The organism is Pseudomonas putida (genome assembly GCA_041879295.1).
GTDB classification, from domain to species: Bacteria; Pseudomonadota; Gammaproteobacteria; order Pseudomonadales; family Pseudomonadaceae; genus Aquipseudomonas; species Aquipseudomonas putida_Y.
In genome coordinates, this window is record CP047152.1 from 4,310,513 (window position 1) to 4,327,297 (window position 16,785).

14 protein-coding genes and 1 pseudogene are annotated in these 16,785 nt (G+C 61.2%); 4 read left to right on the forward strand and 11 right to left on the reverse strand.

Annotation, left to right across the window (positions count from 1 at the left end):
• Positions 1-152: 152 nt before the first annotated feature.
• On the forward strand, positions 153-305 hold the full coding sequence (locus tag GST84_19735) for a DUF3309 family protein (protein ID XGB14432.1): 153 nt from the start codon (positions 153-155) through the stop codon (positions 303-305).
• Between the two features lie 73 nt (positions 306-378).
• On the opposite strand, the gene GST84_19740 is transcribed toward GST84_19735, so the two are convergent.
• The 8 genes and pseudogenes from GST84_19740 to GST84_19775 all read right to left on the reverse strand — a co-directional run bounded on the left by GST84_19740 (position 379) and on the right by GST84_19775 (position 9,397).
• Entirely contained in the window at positions 379-1,542 is a 1,164-nt protein-coding gene (locus GST84_19740) for a hypothetical protein (protein ID XGB14433.1), read from the reverse strand.
• Positions 1,543-1,553: 11 nt separating this feature from the next.
• Positions 1,554-2,327, reverse strand: coding sequence for a molecular chaperone (locus tag GST84_19745; protein XGB14434.1), 774 nt, complete (start codon positions 2,325-2,327; stop codon positions 1,554-1,556).
• A gap of 54 nt (positions 2,328-2,381) precedes the next feature.
• Positions 2,382-4,851 (reverse strand): annotated as a pseudogene (locus GST84_19750) (pilus assembly protein PapC).
• 74 nt (positions 4,852-4,925) lie between these two features.
• Positions 4,926-5,417: a hypothetical protein gene (locus tag GST84_19755; GenBank protein XGB14435.1), complete on the reverse strand. Its 492-nt coding sequence runs from the start codon at positions 5,415-5,417 to the stop codon at positions 4,926-4,928.
• A 68-nt stretch (positions 5,418-5,485) separates the two neighbouring features.
• Positions 5,486-5,971, reverse strand: a complete 486-nt coding sequence (locus GST84_19760; GenBank protein ID XGB14436.1) for a hypothetical protein — start codon at positions 5,969-5,971, stop codon at positions 5,486-5,488.
• A gap of 154 nt (positions 5,972-6,125) precedes the next feature.
• Positions 6,126-7,790 carry a sodium/solute symporter gene (locus tag GST84_19765; protein ID XGB14437.1) on the reverse strand — a complete coding sequence of 555 codons (1,665 nt, stop codon included), beginning with the start codon at positions 7,788-7,790 and terminating at the stop codon, positions 6,126-6,128.
• Complete coding sequence (locus GST84_19770) at positions 7,787-8,098, reverse strand: DUF485 domain-containing protein (GenBank protein XGB14438.1); 312 nt, start codon at positions 8,096-8,098, stop codon at positions 7,787-7,789. The genes GST84_19765 and GST84_19770 overlap by 4 nt, the downstream gene beginning before the upstream one ends.
• Positions 8,099-8,536: 438 nt before the next feature.
• A complete protein-coding gene (locus tag GST84_19775; GenBank protein XGB14439.1) occupies positions 8,537-9,397 on the reverse strand; it encodes a glycine/betaine ABC transporter substrate-binding protein in 861 nt (286 codons plus the stop codon).
• Positions 9,398-9,594: 197 nt separating this feature from the next.
• Between GST84_19775 and GST84_19780 the strand changes: the two genes are divergently transcribed.
• A complete protein-coding gene (locus GST84_19780; protein ID XGB14440.1) occupies positions 9,595-11,160 on the forward strand; it encodes a beta (1-6) glucans synthase in 1,566 nt (521 codons plus the stop codon).
• A gap of 611 nt (positions 11,161-11,771) precedes the next feature.
• Here the strand turns inward: GST84_19780 and GST84_19785 are convergent.
• The gene (locus tag GST84_19785) at positions 11,772-12,125 is read right to left on the reverse strand and encodes a hypothetical protein (GenBank protein XGB14441.1); all 354 of its coding nucleotides are present in this window, start codon (positions 12,123-12,125) and stop codon (positions 11,772-11,774) included.
• 190 nt (positions 12,126-12,315) lie between these two features.
• Between GST84_19785 and GST84_19790 the strand changes: the two genes are divergently transcribed.
• Together GST84_19790 and GST84_19795 are read left to right on the forward strand one after the other, a co-directional pair.
• Entirely contained in the window at positions 12,316-13,614 is a 1,299-nt protein-coding gene (locus tag GST84_19790) for a serine/threonine protein kinase (GenBank protein ID XGB14442.1), read from the forward strand.
• Positions 13,607-14,434, forward strand: a complete 828-nt coding sequence (locus tag GST84_19795; protein XGB14443.1) for a VacJ family lipoprotein — start codon at positions 13,607-13,609, stop codon at positions 14,432-14,434. Before GST84_19790 ends, GST84_19795 begins: the two co-directional genes overlap by 8 nt.
• A gap of 87 nt (positions 14,435-14,521) precedes the next feature.
• Here the strand turns inward: GST84_19795 and GST84_19800 are convergent, their stop codons facing one another.
• On the reverse strand, positions 14,522-15,670 hold the full coding sequence (locus tag GST84_19800) for a patatin-like phospholipase family protein (GenBank protein XGB14444.1): 1,149 nt from the start codon (positions 15,668-15,670) through the stop codon (positions 14,522-14,524).
• 145 nt (positions 15,671-15,815) lie between these two features.
• Positions 15,816-16,751: a lipid A biosynthesis lauroyl acyltransferase gene (locus tag GST84_19805; protein XGB14445.1), complete on the reverse strand. Its 936-nt coding sequence runs from the start codon at positions 16,749-16,751 to the stop codon at positions 15,816-15,818.
• Positions 16,752-16,785: the final 34 nt, after the last annotated feature.

A 16,785-nucleotide genomic window follows, 5' to 3' on the forward strand; every position in this document is an offset into this window, starting at 1 on the left:
ATCCAGCAGGATTCATCAGGGTAGTGAATGGGGGGGCATGATTGGGCAGACGGCTGCACGGGGATGGAATCTTTGCCAACCCGCACCGGTCCGAATTATCGAGAGGCCAGCAATCTCAGGCTCTTGCCCCCTAATCATGCAAGGACTTTGACATGACCACGATCCTTATCATCATCCTGATTCTGCTGCTGATCGGTGGCTTACCGGTCTTCCCCCACTCGCGCAGCTGGGGCTATGGCCCTTCCGGCATTATTGGCGTGGTGTTGGTGATTCTGCTGGTACTGCTGTTGCTTGGGATGATATGACGCGCTGCGGATAGCCACTTCATCCAACCAGTTGAGGTGAATGGCAAGCGGGTCGCAACACCCGGTTGCCGTCCTACAGGTTCGCATCGAACACCATCGTCACCACAGCGTGATACTCGATACCAGGCAACATGTCCTGTTCCTGGGTGTGACCGCGAGGGTATACATGAAAATGCAACTGCCCTTGGCTGCCGGTCACACCCTCTGGCGGGACTTCCAGGCTCATGGCGTTCTCAGCTCCGCCAAAGGACATTGCCTGCCGATAGAGCGAACGGCCATGGTAGGACACACCTGGCAAGGTCATGGCCAGATACAGCGGTATGTCATGGCCCTTGGCCGAGCGTAAATTGCACGTGCTGCCCAGCCCCGTGCTGCACAGCGCCCAGACGTTGAACGGGCCACTGGCAGTCAGGCTGAAGGTCACGTCTTTTTCCAGCTTGTCTGCCGCACCCCGCCCTCGGCTCCCATGCCCCTGCGCGTGCCGCGGCACCAGAGTCACCTGCTCGGAGCCCGGCTCAAAACGCACCTCAAGGTCATGCACCACCTCCAGCTCGACGTTGATCGCCACTGAATCGTCCGTGAGCCCGGAGACCGTTCGGCTCGAACCCAGGCTTATATCCCTGTCAGGGCCTATCGAATAGACCACGCGCCCTCGGTACACGCCCGACTTCAAGCTCGCCGGTAAAGGCGTCTTCAACCTGTAGCCCAGCGTCAGGTGACTCACGTGGTAAGTGCTCGCATTCGCCGCATTGACGTTGGCCCAGCAACCGTTGCTGGCTGGCGACCACAGAAACAGGCGATGGGCCGCGCTGGCCAACGCAACCTGGCAACCACTCGAGTCCAGGCCCGTGCGCGCCGCAAGCGTCGGTGCCCCATCGTCCGAAGTTACCGCACCGCCCAGGTGGGTAATGGCAAAGTCCATGCTGACTTGCTCACCGGTCTGGTCACGGACCATCAGTAGCGTAGTCGGCTGGACAGGGGCCGAGAGGTAGAAGCCGTCGGCGCCTTCGCCATCGACTGTTTTCGAGTACTCGACCCCCACATCCAGCAGGTCCTGCAGCGGATCGCCACAAAGCTGCGGCAACTGAGTACACACAGGGGACGACCGGGGCGTCAGGTTTTCAAACTGCCGGGTCTCGCCGCGGTAACGCAGCTTGAGCGTAATATCGGCCGCTTGCGCCCACGACGAACCCAACACGCCAGACAGCAGTACCAGCATTGCACACTTGCGAAACATGCCCCTACCTCTCACTCGGCCTTGAAGCTCATAGCTTTGCGTGCATCGCCTTCCACCAGCTCGAAGCGGTATTCGACACCGGGCTTCTCGACGAACTCGCGCTTACGCCCGGGGCGAAGATGGTGCTTGGCCGGAGGCTCACACTCCTCCTCGTTCAGCACACAGACCTGGACGTTGTCGAGCAGCACCGTCGCATTGCCCTCGTTGCGCACGGTCCATTTCCCACCGGCTTGCTCGATCGAGGTCTGATACTGCGTGGCAGCAGGCTTGGTAATCAAAATGGTGCCGTAGCCGGCCAGAAACTGCACACCGGCACTGAGTTCTTTGCGGTAAGCGTCAAGCTCCGTTTTATCCAGTGCGAAGCTGTCATCCTGTTCCGGCACCACCGGGACGAAGCGCAGCCGGTAGTAACGCTCCTGGTTCCGTTCACCGCGATACAGCAACCGCACGGCCTGCATACCGCGTGCAGGGATGATCATCCGCGCTGGGCTGGCAACAACGCTGCGCTGGTCGAAGGGCAGCTCATCGATGTCCACCTCACGGGGTTCTGCCTGACCGTCGTAGACCAACTCCAGCACGCTGACTTTGACGAAGGCGGTACTGTCCCCCCGGTTGTAGATGCGTTTGGCATAGGTGCCCTTGCCTGGTTCGAGGTAGTCATAGAGCGTGCCGACATCCAGCTGTGGCCCGGCCTGGGCAAACCACGGCAGCATCAGCGCAACGAACAACAAGGGTGACAAGTGAAATGTGAACCTGTGCATCTTCAACCTCTGTTTATTCAACATCCAATCCATCGACCCGGGAATCGGGCCCTCTACAGCTTCATGCCGAAAGCCGGCTCAGCCCACACTGGGCACACACCGCTGATCACCCACGATCAGCAGGTCATCCTCGCGATCAAAGTTGTCCGGCGGTAATGTCAGAAGGCAGTTGCCTGCCGTGCCATGGCGAATTTCCAGGGTGGGCCGTGACTCACTCATTTCCACGTTGAAATAGCCATCCGCCTCGACAACCGTGCGCCCGGCGTCATTGACCACATGCGCGCCGTGCAGTGGCTGGCCTTGCCCGTCGAGCAGCCGGCCAAACACAGTCACCGTTCGCATGACTTTCACTGCGTGGTACCCCACCCCACCGCGGTTGAGGTGATAGTCCACAGCGAGGGGTTGGATCTGTGCTGGCGGCACGTCCTTCGTGTCGAAGTCGAAACGCACATGGCCAGATTTGAACGCCGTCACCGGCACGATATTGCGCCCGGGGTGCAGCACTGCACTCATGCCCTGGCCATCGTTGGCGCGCAGCTTCACACCGTGCAGATCGCTTTCGACATCGATGATCAAGCCGGCTTCGAGCGGCAGGTTGCTGCCCCCCATGGCCAGCTTCCCGGCGCCCAGCGCCAGGGTGCTTTCCAGGTTGAGGCCACCGCTGAGGTTATTGTTGAAAGAGGAACTCTGGGCATAGGCATCGCCCTGCAGCGCCTGGCTGTGGAAGCGCCCATTGGCCGCCAGGCTGGTGCCATAGCCGTCGAGCGTCGCGCTGCCCCCCAGGCTGTGCACGGGGCCCAGGTCGACGTTCTGCCGATACCACAGCGAAGCGTAGGGGTCATTGCCCCCCTCACGCGAGGCGCGGCTACCCACATCGACCCCAAGCTGCTTGCCATCGCGCTCGAGCTTCATGCTTACAGCAACGTTGACACCGCGGCTGCGGACACCGGCGCTGCTGCGCGTTCCAGGCCTGTCGAAAAGTGACAGGCGAACACTGCTCTGATGCCCCCCGCAGCTTCCCGTAGAACGCCCAGCTCAGGTCGGCACCCAGGCCGCTTGCCGAGCCCGCACTGTGTTCCAGGCGCAGCGTCGCTGAACTGCGCGCGGTTATCCGCTGGTTGATCGAAAAGGCGGTGCGGCTGCGCACCTGGCGCTGTGAAGTATCGTCGCGACCACTACTGCCAGGCTCCAGCCAGGTCTGGTTGTGGCTCAGTAGCAACGAGCCCCAAGGATGGGTGTAGGTCAACTGCAGATCGCCGCCGTTGCCCAGGCCTTGGGTCTGATTGAGGCTGGCGTAAAGCTTGAACCGTTCATGCACGTCCCAGTCCAGCGAGGTACCCAACTGCAGGTCAGCATCGACCTGTTGCACTGACAGCCCCAGCACCGCAGCAGGATGCATCAGGTAGTTGGAAAGGGCCCCGAACACCGGGCTCTGTTCACGTTCGCCATCCCCGTTGCTCAGCAGCTCGACCTGCTGGCCCAGGTACAGGTTGTAGCGCCAGCGGTTATCCATGTTCTGCCACCGGCTGGGCTTGTAGATGGACGCTTCGCTGCGCGAGGTCTCCAGGCCGTCTTCGAGCAAACGCAGCTCTACATCATAGATGCCGCCAGGCAATACCCGCGTGTCGAGCGCCTGTAAACCGGCCTGTACCGGCTGACTGTTGATCAGCGAACCATTGCGATAGATTTCGACGATACCCGGGCGGTTCGGCGTGACATAGACCGGGATGGCGCTGGCTTGGCCATTGTCGACCAGCAGGCTGTCACTGCTGCCCAGCATCAAGCCAAGCGTGCTATCAGGGCGACGCCCCAGGAGGGCTGGCTGGCGCACGAGGCCTTCTGCGCCAGTAGAGAAGTAACCCAGCCGAAAGAAATGCTCTTCGTGCATGCTCTCTGCGTAAAGCTGGTTCATGCGGTAACGCATATCGCCTTGCTCCGCTGGGGTGCGTTCCACGCGCGCATCGGCAAGCGTCGTCCAGTTATGCAGATTGCCCTGACCGAGCAGGCCGACTCTGCCCGTGGTCTGATTGCCATCATTGACCAGGTTGAGCTGGTTACGCAGCAGCAACCCAGCGTCGCTCTGCTCCGGGAGGCGGTGGAAGAGCGCGTCCTGCTCCAGCTTCTCGGCATTGGACGTCAGCAATGACAACTGGGAATTGGCCAGGCTGTAATGGATAGCCTGCAACCCGTCCGGGCAGTTTTGCAGGCAGTCGCCCAGCATGCGCCCGCCCTCCAGGCGCTGTTGCCATAACTGCCGGAGTGTGGCCGGCTCTGCGCTCTGCTCAGTGTCGGTAAACGCCAGCAACTGCACACGGTTATCACGGCTCAATACCACCATGGCATCACCGAGGTAGCGTTGATCAAGCTCCACTCGTACGGCAAGTGGCACATCGAAGAAGTGCGCCTCGAAGTCTTCAGGCAAACGCCCGAATGTATTCAGGTCAATGGCACTGGACGCGCGCTCGGCCAACACTTCGAGGGGCAGAAGGCAGGCAGCACCCAGCAGCCAGACAGCGAGTGCACGGCCGGGTGCAGCAAACTGGAACATGATTCAATCCACTTCAACACCTGCCCCTACACGGATAAACATCCAGTAAGTTGAGGCAGGCGGCACTGCTTCAGTCAAAGGCTGGCGGAGGAAGTTTCAAACAACACGCTCACTGTCCCGGCATACTCACCCTTTACATAACCACTGTCGGGCCTTATGGCATTAAAGGTAATGGGAAGTTCCTTGCCAACTTTAGCATCTTCCGCGCTCATGACCTCCGTGGCCGTCAACGCCAACTGTTTACCCCCAACAGAGATGATAAGATCAATCTTCTCGTCGGTTTGCGGGTCTTGCAGCGCTGCTGTGTACAGCAGGTGGGCCTGAATAGCGCCGACATCACTCTGTGCCGAGAACCTTTCACTGACCGCCTTGAAGTCTTCGCGCTCCGGCTCATATTCAAGCGTCACGCCTTTATCCAGCCAGTCCCCTATGGGGGCCACTGAAAACTCATTCCCGGGAATGACCGCCGTCACTGAAATATTCTGACTGATCGGCGCAGGGGCGGACGCGACAGCAGCACCGGCAAACAATGCAAGGAACGGGACAGCCAATACATAGGATTTCACATCAAACTTCCTTTAACGGTTGCACAACAAATAGCGGGCACACTGGAGCACCCGAATGGAATTGCGAATCAGGGCGCCCCTGTTTCGAACATCAAGGTGGCTTGCGTGACATAGGTGCCGGGTATGCGAGTCGACGACGCTTCCGGCATCGGATAGAACCTGAATTGAATGCTTTTTCCCTGAGCGGCTTCAGCAGCACTGACGATTTCAACCGGTGCCGTGCCCATTCTTTTGCGATTCAACATGATGTGGTATCGACGGGGCGCTTCTCCACCGCCCACCCGGGTAAACCGATACTCCGAACGGTCGGTTTTCGCGTAGATCGGGCCGTAGGTACTTTTTACAAACACCTCTTTTTCAATTTGCTTGAAGACACCCCGATCCGGGTCATATTCAGCCTGAAGTACGTCTTCCCACCAACTGTCAACCGAGTTCACCTGAAATTCAGGAACCGACACGACAGCCTGGACACTGATGTCCTGCGGTATTTCCTTCGCCCCGGCAGCGCCCACCACGCCAAGGAGAGCGAAGGTGATCAAACAGCGTAACTTCATTGAACATTCCCCAAATGTGCCGGCATCTATAGATGCCCTTACGACATGAGGAAACTTTATGGGCAGAGCCTCACTCTGTATGTAGGCTGTTTCTGACTGCATAAAATAAAAAACGCCCCGACAGGCGGGGCGTTTTCAATGCAAGGGGTTGACGTTAGTGCGAGACCGCCCCGCTGGCACCCAGGCCAGTCTGCGAACGCACGAACTGCGGGAAGAACAGCGCGCGCTCATCCTCAGCTGCCTTGGACTTGTCGGTGACCGAGAAGAACCAGATGCTGACGAAGGCAATGGCCATCGAGAACAGCGCCGGGTACTCGTACGGGTAGATGGGCTTCTCGTGGCCGAGAATCTGTACCCAGATGGTCGGGCCAAGGATCATCAGCGTCACCGCACTCACCAGGCCCAGCCAGCCGCCGATCATGGCGCCGCGGGTGGTCAGCTTCTTCCAGTACATCGAAAGCAGCAGTACCGGGAAGTTGCAGCTGGCGGCAATGGAGAACGCCAGGCCGACCATGAAGGCGATGTTCTGTTTCTCGAACAGAATTCCCAGGCCAATCGCCAGCACACCCAGGGCGACAGTGGTGATCTTCGATACGCGGATCTCGTCCTTGTCGTTGGCTTTGCCCTTGCGCCAGACGCTGGCATACAGGTCGTGGGACACCGCCGAGGCACCGGCCAGGGTCAGGCCAGCCACCACCGCCAGGATGGTGGCAAAGGCCACCGCCGAGATGAAGCCGAGGAACACACTGCCACCCACCGCATTGGCCAGGTGCACCGCGGCCATGTTGTTGCCACCCAGCAGAGCGCCTGCGGCGTCCTTGAATTCCGGGTTGGTGCTGACCAGCAGGATCGCACCAAAGCCAATGATGAAGGTGAGGATGTAGAAGTAGCCGATGAAGCCGGTGGCGTACAGCACGCTCTTGCGCGCTTCCTTGGCATCACTGACGGTGAAGAAGCGCATCAGGATGTGCGGCAGGCCGGCAGTACCGAACATCAGTGCCAGGCCCAGGGAGAATGCCGAGATCGGGTCCTTGACCAGGCCGCCGGGGCTCATGATCGCCTCACCCTTGGCGTGTACCTTGATCGCTTCGGTGAACAGCGTGTTGAAGTCAAAGCCCACGTGCTTCATGACCATCAGCGCCATGAAACTGGCACCGGACAGCAGCAGCACAGCCTTGATGATCTGTACCCACGTAGTGGCCAGCATGCCACCGAACAGCACGTACAGGCACATCAGGATACCCACCATGACCACCGCTACATGGTAGTCCAGGCCGAACAGCAACTCGATCAGCTTGCCGGCGCCGACCATTTGCGCGATCAGGTAGAACGCCACCACCACCAGCGAACCGGAGGCCGACAGGGTGCGGATTTCCTTTTGCCCGAGGCGGTACGAGGCCACGTCGGCAAAGGTGTACTTGCCCAGGTTGCGCAGGCGTTCAGCAATCAGGAAAAGAATGATCGGCCAGCCGACCAGAAAACCGATCGAGTAGATCAGGCCGTCATAACCCGAGGTGAACACCAGCGCGGAAATACCCAGGAACGAGGCGGCTGACATGTAGTCGCCAGCGATCGCCAAACCGTTCTGGAAGCCGGTGATCTTGCCGCCGGCAGCATAGTAGTCCGATGCCGACTTGTTGCGCTTGGAGGCCCAGTAGGTGATGCCGAGCGTGAAGGCGACGAAGGTCACGAACATGGCAATGGCGGAAACGTTCAGCGGTTGTTTCTGCACCTCGCCGGTCAGGGCATCTGCGGCCCACACGGCGGGTGCAAAGGCTCCGCAGGCCAGTACGGCCAGAGCTTTGACAGAGCGAATCATTGTTGCGCCTCCTTCAGGATTTCCTTGTTCAGCTCATCGAACTCGCCGTTGGCGCGGCGCACGTAGATGGCGGTCAGGACGAATGCCGAGACGATCAGGCCGACGCCCAGGGGAATGCCCCAGGTAATCGATGACTCAGGACTGAGCTTCGTGCCCAGCACATGAGGACCGTAGGCGATCAGGAGGATGAAGGCGCAGTAAAGGCCGAGCATGATCGCCGAGAGAATCCAGGCGAACCGTTCGCGTTTGGTGACCAGCTCCTTGAAACGGGGGCTGTTTTGTATCGAGAGGTAAATGCTGTCGTTCATTGTTTTTGTCCTAGCAGCACAGGTAGGGGAAGAACCCACACCCTTACTTTATGCGGCTGCCGGACGCCAACCAGACGACCTTAGTCTTAGATGCAACGGTGTTTTACCGATTGCGTAACAAAGAAGAGATTTGGCCAGGGGTGGCAAGGGACCGGTTCAGGTTTTGCGGTCGGGCATAAAACCAGCGCCGCCCGCGCGGCGCATCGCGAGCTGCGCTCGCTCCTACGTTTGTTTCGGGCCAGTCATTCCTGTGGCAGGCGCGCGCGACCGCCTTGTTTGTACGACGCGATATTGCGTCATGCGCCAAGGCGTTCGCGCGAAAAACCCACAGGTATAATTGGCCCGAAACAAACGTAGGAGCGAGCGCAGCTCGCGACGCGCCGCGCGGGCGGCGCTCGATCTAACTGGCGTTAAAAAAACAACGGGAAACGCCCAAAGTTACTTGCCAGTCCACTCCTTCACACGATCAGGGTGCTTGGCTACCCAGTCCTTGGCTGCTGCGTCAGGCTTGGCCCCTTCCTGAATCGCCAGCATCACCTCGCCAATCTCGTCCTTGGACTGCCAGTTGAACTTCTTCAGGAACTCCGCCACTTCCGGTGCCTTGGTTGCCAGTTCCTTGCTGCCGATGCTGTTAACGGTTTCCGACGCGCCATATACGCCTTTCGGATCTTCGAGGAACTTCAGCTTCCACTTGGCGAACATCCAGTGCGGAACCCAACCGGTCACCGCAATCGACTGGTGCTTGGCATAGGCACGGCCCAGCTCCGCAGTCATCGCAGCGCCCGAGCTGGCCTGCAACTTGTAACTCGTCAGGCCATAGTCCTTGATTGCCTGGTCGGTCTTGAGCATCACACCGGAGCCTGCATCAATGCCGACGATCCTGTCCTTGAAGCTGTTATCGGTCTTGAGGTCGGCGATGCTCACTGCCTTGACGTACTCGGGGACGATCAGGCCGATCTTGGCGTCCTTGAAGTTCGGGCCGTAGTCGACCACGTTGTCCTTGTTCTTGGCCCAGTACTCGCCATGGGTCACCGGCAACCAGGCCGACAACATGGCATCGAGCTTGCCAGTTGCCACACCCTGCCACATGATCCCCGTGGCAACGGCCTGCAACTTCACGTCGTAGCCGAGTTTTTGCTTGATTACTTCGGCAGCCACGTTGGTGGTCGCCACGCTGTCGGCCCAACCATCCACGTAACCAATGCTTACTTCTTTGGCCATAGCCTGTGCAGCGCTCATGGCCATTACCAGGGCGGTGCCCACACCCAGTAAACGTCGCATTTTCTTCAAAGTTGCCATCAAAGCATCCCCTCGTCAGGTCTTGGAGATTGCATCATCTTCCTGCAACACAAGACGACCTGATCCAGCTGCGACCTGTACCCGCCCCATATGCGACAGCACTATGCCATTAGCGCCATCGGCCGGCAGCGGCCTGCGCGATCCTTGCATGCCAAAGGTTTGGCGCCGGGCTACTATCTAACCTTTTGTGCCAGACGATGGACCGCCCGATGCCCAGTTGTAGCCGCCTGTTGTTACCGTTGTACCTGCTTGCCTGCCTGCTGGCCCTGTTCGGGCTGGGGGGGCTCTGGTACGGGCTGGGCAAGCCAGTGCACCTGCCCGATGCGGCCAGCCCTGCACACAAGCTGCAGTGCGCCTCGTACACACCTTTTGACAAAGACCAATCGCCTTACGACCAGCCGTTTCGCCTGCGCCCGGCGCGGATGGACGCCGACCTGGCGTTACTGGCCGAGCGGTTTCAGTGCATCCGTACCTATTCCATGAGCGGTCTTGAGGCAATCCCGGCGCTGGCACGCAAGCACGGTCTGAAGGTGATGCTGGGCGCCTGGGTGAATGCCCACCCGGCCGACACCGAGAAGGAAATCAACCTGCTGATCGCCGCTGCCAACGCCAACCCTGACGTGGTCAGCGCAGTGATCGTCGGCAATGAGACACTGTTGCGCAAGGAGGTGACCGGTGCCCACCTGGCCAAGCTGATCGGGCGGGTGAAGAGCCAGGTCAAGGTACCGGTAACCTACGCCGATGTCTGGGAGTTCTGGCTGCAGCACCCGCAGGTGGCCCCGGCAGTGGACTTCCTGACCATCCATTTGCTGCCCTACTGGGAGGACGACCCGCGTGGCATCGACGAGGCCTTGGCCCACGTCGCCGACGTGCGCCGGGTATTCGGCACACGCTTCGCGCCCAAGGACATACTGATTGGCGAAACCGGCTGGCCCAGCGAAGGCCGCCAACGCGAAACTGCGGTACCCAGCCGGGTCAATGAAGCGCGCTTCATCCGCGGCTTTGTGGCCATGGCCGAGCGCAATGGCTGGCACTACAACCTGATCGAAGCCTTCGATCAGCCATGGAAACGCGTCAATGAGGGCGCGGTGGGCGGCTACTGGGGGTTATACGACGCGGACCGGCAGGACAAGGGTGTGCTCGAAGGGCCAGTGAGCAATCTGCATGACTGGCCGCGGTGGCTGCTGGCCAGTGCCGTGCTGATGGTGATCATGCTGGTGCTGGCCGGGCGCCCCGCTACACCGATGGCGGCCTTGCTGCTGCCATTGCTGGCGGCGTTTGGCGCCGCTTGCCTGGGCCTGTGGGGCGAGTTGATGCGTACCCACGCGCGCTTTGCCGGGGAGTGGTTATGGGCACTGATGCTGGCCGGGCTGAACCTGCTGGTGCTGGCCCATGCGTTGTTGGCGCTGGCACGGCGAGCCGGCTGGCGTGAGCGCTTGTTCGCCCGGCTGCAGGTGCAAGCTGGCTGGCTGTTGGTGGCGGCGGGCTTTGCGGCGGCGGTGAGCATGTTGGCACTGGTGTTCGACCCACGCTACCGCAGTTTCCCCAGCGCAGCGCTGGCGTTGCCGGCGCTGGTGTATGTGTTGTGGCCGGTGCGGGCGCGGAGGCCGGAGGTGGCGTTGCTGGCTTTCATCGTCGGGGCCGGGGTGGCGCCGCAGTTGTTCGTGGAAGGGCTGGAGAACCAACAGGCCTGGAGCTGGGCTGTGGTGAGTGTGCTGATGACAGCGGCGTTGTGGCGGAGTTTGCGGTTACGCCAGGCTTGATTTTTGCGGTGGGGCGGAGATCGAGCGCCGCCCGCGCGGCGTTGTGGCGGAGTTTGCGGTTACGCCAGGCTTGATTTTTGCGGTGGGGCGGAGATCGAGCGCCGCCCGCGCGGCGCATCGCGAGCTGCGCTCGCTCCTACGTTTGTTTCGGGCCAGTCATTCCTGTGGGTTTTGCGCGCGTACGCCTTGGCGCATGGCTCGATATCGCGTCGTACGAGAAGGCGGTCGCGCGCGCCTGCCACAGGCGTTACTGGCCAAAAACAAACGTAGGAGCGAGCGCAGCTCGCGATGCGCCGCGCGGGCGGCGCTCGATCTCCGCCCCACCACAAAATCCAAAACGGACACCTGTCAGCCACGCCGCAGCATCGCGAGCTGCGCTCGCTCCTACGTTTGTTTCGGGCCAATCATGCCTGTGAGATCTGTGCGCGTACGCCTTGGCGCATGGCTCGATATCGCGTCGTACGAGAAGGCGGTCGCGCGCGCCTGCCACAGGCGTTACTGGCCAAAAACAAACGTAGGAGCGAGCGCAGCTCGCGATGCGCCGCGCGGGCGGCGCTCGATCTCCGCCCCACCACAAATTCCAAAACGGACGCCTGTCAGCCGCACCGCAATTACCTGACCAGGCGCAACCCCGCCAATACCAGCGCAAACACTGCAATGCTGGCGGTATACAGCACCAGCGCCGGCACCGCGAACACCAGGGCCAGCACCGCCAGCCACCAGCCAGCGCGGCCGGGAGCCACCTGCGCCAGCAGCGCAAGACCCAGCCCGCCCCAGGCCATCACCTGATGGTGAATGCCCAACCCCAGCAGCGAACGCACCTCGCACTGCCAGTACGCCGTCGGCACTGCGCACAGCCCTACCCACTGGCCATCCTCCATCAGGCCGTAACGCACACCATAACTGGCCGCGAGCCAAAGCCCCAGAAACAGCACCAGCAGCACCGTCGGCAGCGAACGAGACATCCTGTTCTCCAATAGCGGTAATCGAAAACGTCCATGATCGCTTATGCCCGTTTCTAAGGCAAAATCACACCCCGGCAGCTATGTTGCAGATAGCAAGTACGCCAAAGGCCACCGCAGCGGGCAACTTTGCCCGCCTGGCTGTGGTCCTAGCCTGCACACTGCTCGACCTTGCGTTCTTTTGGGAGATTAAATGCTTCGATCTTTGCGCCTCGCTGCCCTGCTCGGCAGCCTGCTCATGGCTGTGGCCGCTTCAGCGCGGGATATCGACGCTGCCAGCTATGGCTACCCTTTGACCAACCCGTTCGAGGCGACCATCGCCACCACGCCGCCGGACAAGCGCCCTGACTTGCCAAACGACGATGAAATCAATCAGTCCGACTACAGCCTGAACTTGCGCCCGGAACGTGAGTTCACCTTGCCCGACAACTTCTGGGCCGTGAAGAAGCTCAAGTACCGCCTGGCTCGACAGGATCGCGAAGCGCCGCTGATCTTCATCATCGCCGGCACCGGCGCGCCCTACAGCAGCAGCATCAATGAATACCTGAAAAAGCTGTTCTACAAGGCGGGTTTCCACGTGGTGCAACTGTCATCGCCCACCAGCTATGACTTCATGAGTGCAGCCTCACGCTTTGCTACCCCCGGCATCAGCCAGGAAGACGCCGAAGACATGTACCGGGTGATGCAGGCCGTGCGCGCCCAGCATCCACGCCTGCCGGTCAGTGATTTCTACCTCACCGGTTACAGCCTGGGTGCGCTCGACGCCGCCTTCGTCAGCCACCTGGACGAAACCCGCCGCAGCTTCAACTTCAAGCGTGTGCTGCTGCTCAACCCACCGGTCAACCTCTACACCTCGATCAACAACCTCGACAAACTGGTGCAAACCCAGGTCAAGGGCATCGACCGTAGCACCACGTTCTACGAGCTGATGCTGGAAAAGCTCACCCGTTACTTCCAGGACAAGGGCTACATCGACCTGAACGACGCCCTGCTGTACGACTTCCAGCAGTCGCGCCAGCACCTGTCCAACGAACAGATGGCCATGCTGATCGGTACCTCGTTCCGCTTCTCGGCAGCAGACATCGCTTTTACCTCCGACCTGATCAACCGCCGCGGCCTGATCATTCCGCCGAAGTTCCCGATCACCGAAGGCAGCAGCCTCACGCCGTTCTTCAAGCGCGCCCTGCAGTGCGACTTCGACTGCTACATGACCGAACAGGTGATTCCGATGTGGCGCGCCCGCACAGACGGCAACAGCATCCTGCAGTTGGTCAACCAGGTAAGCCTGTATGCGCTGGAAGACTACCTGCGCAGCAGTGACAAGATCGCCGTGATGCACAACGCCGATGACGTCATTCTCGGCCCGGGCGACATTGGCTTTTTACGCAAGGTGTTCGGTGACCGACTGACCCTTTACCCCCATGGCGGCCATTGCGGCAACCTCAACTATCGCGTCAACAGTGACGCCATGCTGGAGTTCTTCCGTGGTTAACAAACTCCTCTTCGCCACTGCCTTGCTTGCCGCTGGTCACACCCTGGCCGCCGAAACCGCACCGCGAGCCAGCGTGGTCGAGGCCGACCCGCAGGTGGTCGGTACCGCGCCCCTGGTGCCTGAAGCTGATGGCTTCCTCGACCCGCTGCGTGAGCTGAAATTCAACCCTGGGCTGGATCAGCGCGAGTTCGAGCGCTCAACCTTGGCGGCGCTTAACGTGTACGACCCGCTGGAGTCGATCAACCGGCGCATCTATCACTTCAACTACCGACTGGACCAATGGGTGCTGCTGCCGCTGGTGAATGGCTACCAGTATGTCACCCCAAGCTTCGTGCGCACGGGGGTGAGCAACTTCTTCAACAACCTTGGCGATGTGCCGAACCTGTTCAACAGCGTGTTGCAGCTCAAAGCCAAGCGCTCGGCAGAAATCACTGCGCGACTGATGTTCAACACCATTATCGGCGTGGGTGGGCTGTGGGACCCGGCGACCAGCATGGGCCTGCCGCGCCAGAGTGAGGACTTTGGCCAGACCCTGGGCTTCTATGGCGTACCAGAGGGGCCCTACCTGATGCTGCCGGTGCTAGGGCCATCGAACCTGCGCGATACCACCGGGATTGTGGTGGACTATGCGGGAGAGCAGGCAGTCAACTACCTGAACGTGGCTGAAGTCAGCAGCGACCACCCGGAAATCTTCGCCCTGCGCGTGGTGGACAAGCGCTATACGACCAAATTCCGCTATGGCCAGCTCAACTCGCCGTTCGAGTATGAAAAGGTGCGGTATGTATATACCCAGGCGCGCAAGTTGCAGATAGCCGAGTAAGCCTGCTGCGGCCCTTTCGCGGGTGAACCCGCGCCTACACAGGTATTGGCGCACCTCCTTGTCGCGAAAGGGCCCGCACAGACAACATCAAATCGCCAGGAATTCACAAAGCTCGCGCTTCTTGGCCAGGGCATCGCGCCGCCCCAGTTCGATCAGTTCACTGCAATAGCTGGCCTCGAACAGCAAATAGCTCAACACCCCCGCCCCGCTGGTGCGCGTCGCCCCTGGCCCACGTAAAAACAGGCGCAACGCCGCCGGCAACTCACGGCGGTGCCGAGCGGCAATCTCATCCAGCGGCTGGCTGGGCGCCACCACCAGAACATCGATCGGTGCCAACCCCAGGCGCCGGGCATCAAGGTGCGCCGGCAATAGCCCGCTCAAGTGGTTGAGGCGCTGCAGCAGTTCGATATCGTCTTCCAGGCTGTCGATGAATGTACTGTTGAGCATGTGCCCGCCGATCTGCGCCAGGCTCGGTTGCTGCCCGCTGAACACACGTTGGGGCGGCACCGGTGGCGCTGGCCGCTGCGGGTTTCCGCTGACCCCGACCACCAGCACCCGGCTGGCGCCCAGATGCAAGGCCGGGCTGATCGGCGCCGACTGGCGCACTGCACCGTCGCCATAATATTCACCGCCCAGTTGCACCGGGGCGAACAGCAGCGGAATCGCCGCGCTGGCCAGCAGGTGGTCGATGGTCAGCGGTGCGGGTACACCAATACGCCGGTGACGCAGCCAGGCCTCGATGGTGCCGCGGCCCTGGTAGAAGGTCACCGCCTGGCCAGACTCGTAGCCAAAGGCGGTCACCGCCACGGCGCGCAGTTGCTCGGCGGCCAAGGCGTGGCCGATACCATCCAGGTTCAGGTGCGTTTGCAGCAGGCTGCGCAACGGACTGCTGTCGAGCAACGCCACAGGGGCCTGGCCACCCAGCCCCAGCAGGTTGTGGCCGACGAAACGGCTGGCCTGGCGCACGACCCCGGGCCAGTCGCTGCGGATGACCAGATGGCTGCGGAAATTCTGCCAGAAGGCAGTGAGCCGCTGCACGGCGTCGTTGAAGTGCACCGCACCACTGGCCAGGGTGACAGCGTTGATGGCCCCGGCGGAGGTGCCAACAATGACCGGGAACGGGTTGTGCGCGCCGGCGGGCAGCAACTCGGCGATGCCCGCCAGCACGCCGACCTGGTAGGCGGCGCGGGCGCCGCCGCCAGAAAGGATGAGACCGGTTACCGGGGGGGGAGCCATGGAGTCCTTCCTGGGGTCAAGGTGCTTTCATGCCCGGCTTCTTCGCGGGTAAACCCGCTCCCACAGGGCCCCGCAATATGCAGAACCTGTGGTAATCCTGCAGGAGCGGGTTTACCCGCGAAGAGGCCAGGCCTGCTTACAAGGTTCAGCGCTTTTTCTTGTCATACAGCCGCGGCAACCCTTCGGGCCGCGACTTGAAACGGCGGTGCGCCCACAGGTACTGCTCGGGGCACTCGCGCAATACGCTCTCGACCCACTGGTTGATGCGCAGGCAATCGGCCTCTTCGCTTTCCCCGGGGAAATCCGCCAGCGGCGGGTGGATGACCAGCCGATAGCCGCTACCATCCTCCAGGCGCTTCTGGGTGAACGGAATCACCTGCGCCTTCCCCAACCGGGCGAACTTGGTAGTGGCCGTTACCGTCGCTGCCGGGATGCCGAACAGTGGCACGAAGATACTTTGCTTGGCGCCATAGTCCTGGTCCGGTGCGTACCAGATCGCCCGGCCCGAACGCAGCAGCTTGAGCATGCCGCGCACGTCTTCACGCTCCACCGCCAGCGAGTCGAGGTTGTGCCGCTCGCGGCCGCTGCGCTGGATGAAATCGAACAGCGCATTGCCATGTTCGCGGTACATGCCGTCGATGGTGTGCTGCTGGCCGAGCAGCGCGGCGCCGATTTCCAGGGTCGTGAAGTGCACCGCCATGAGGATCGCGCCCTGCCCCGCCTGCTGGGCGGCTTGCAGGTGCTCAAGGCCCTCGATATGGGCCAGGCGCGCCAACCTGGCCTTGGGCCACCACCAGCTCATGGCCATTTCGAAGAAGGCGATGCCGGTTGAGGCAAAGTTGGCCTTGAGCAAACGCTGCCGTTCGTCGACCGACAGCTCCGGGAAGCACAGTTCCAGGTTGCGCGCGGCAATGCGCCGACGTTCACCGGCAAAGTGATACATGACAGCGCCCAGCGCGGCACCGATTTTCAGCAGCACCCGGTACGGCAACTGGACTACCAGCCACAGCAGGCCCAGGCCCAGCCACAGGCCCCAGAACTTGGGGTGAAGGTAATAGGGACGAAAACGCGGGCGTTCCATTGAAGCATCCGGAAAGACAAAGGCCGCGCATTCT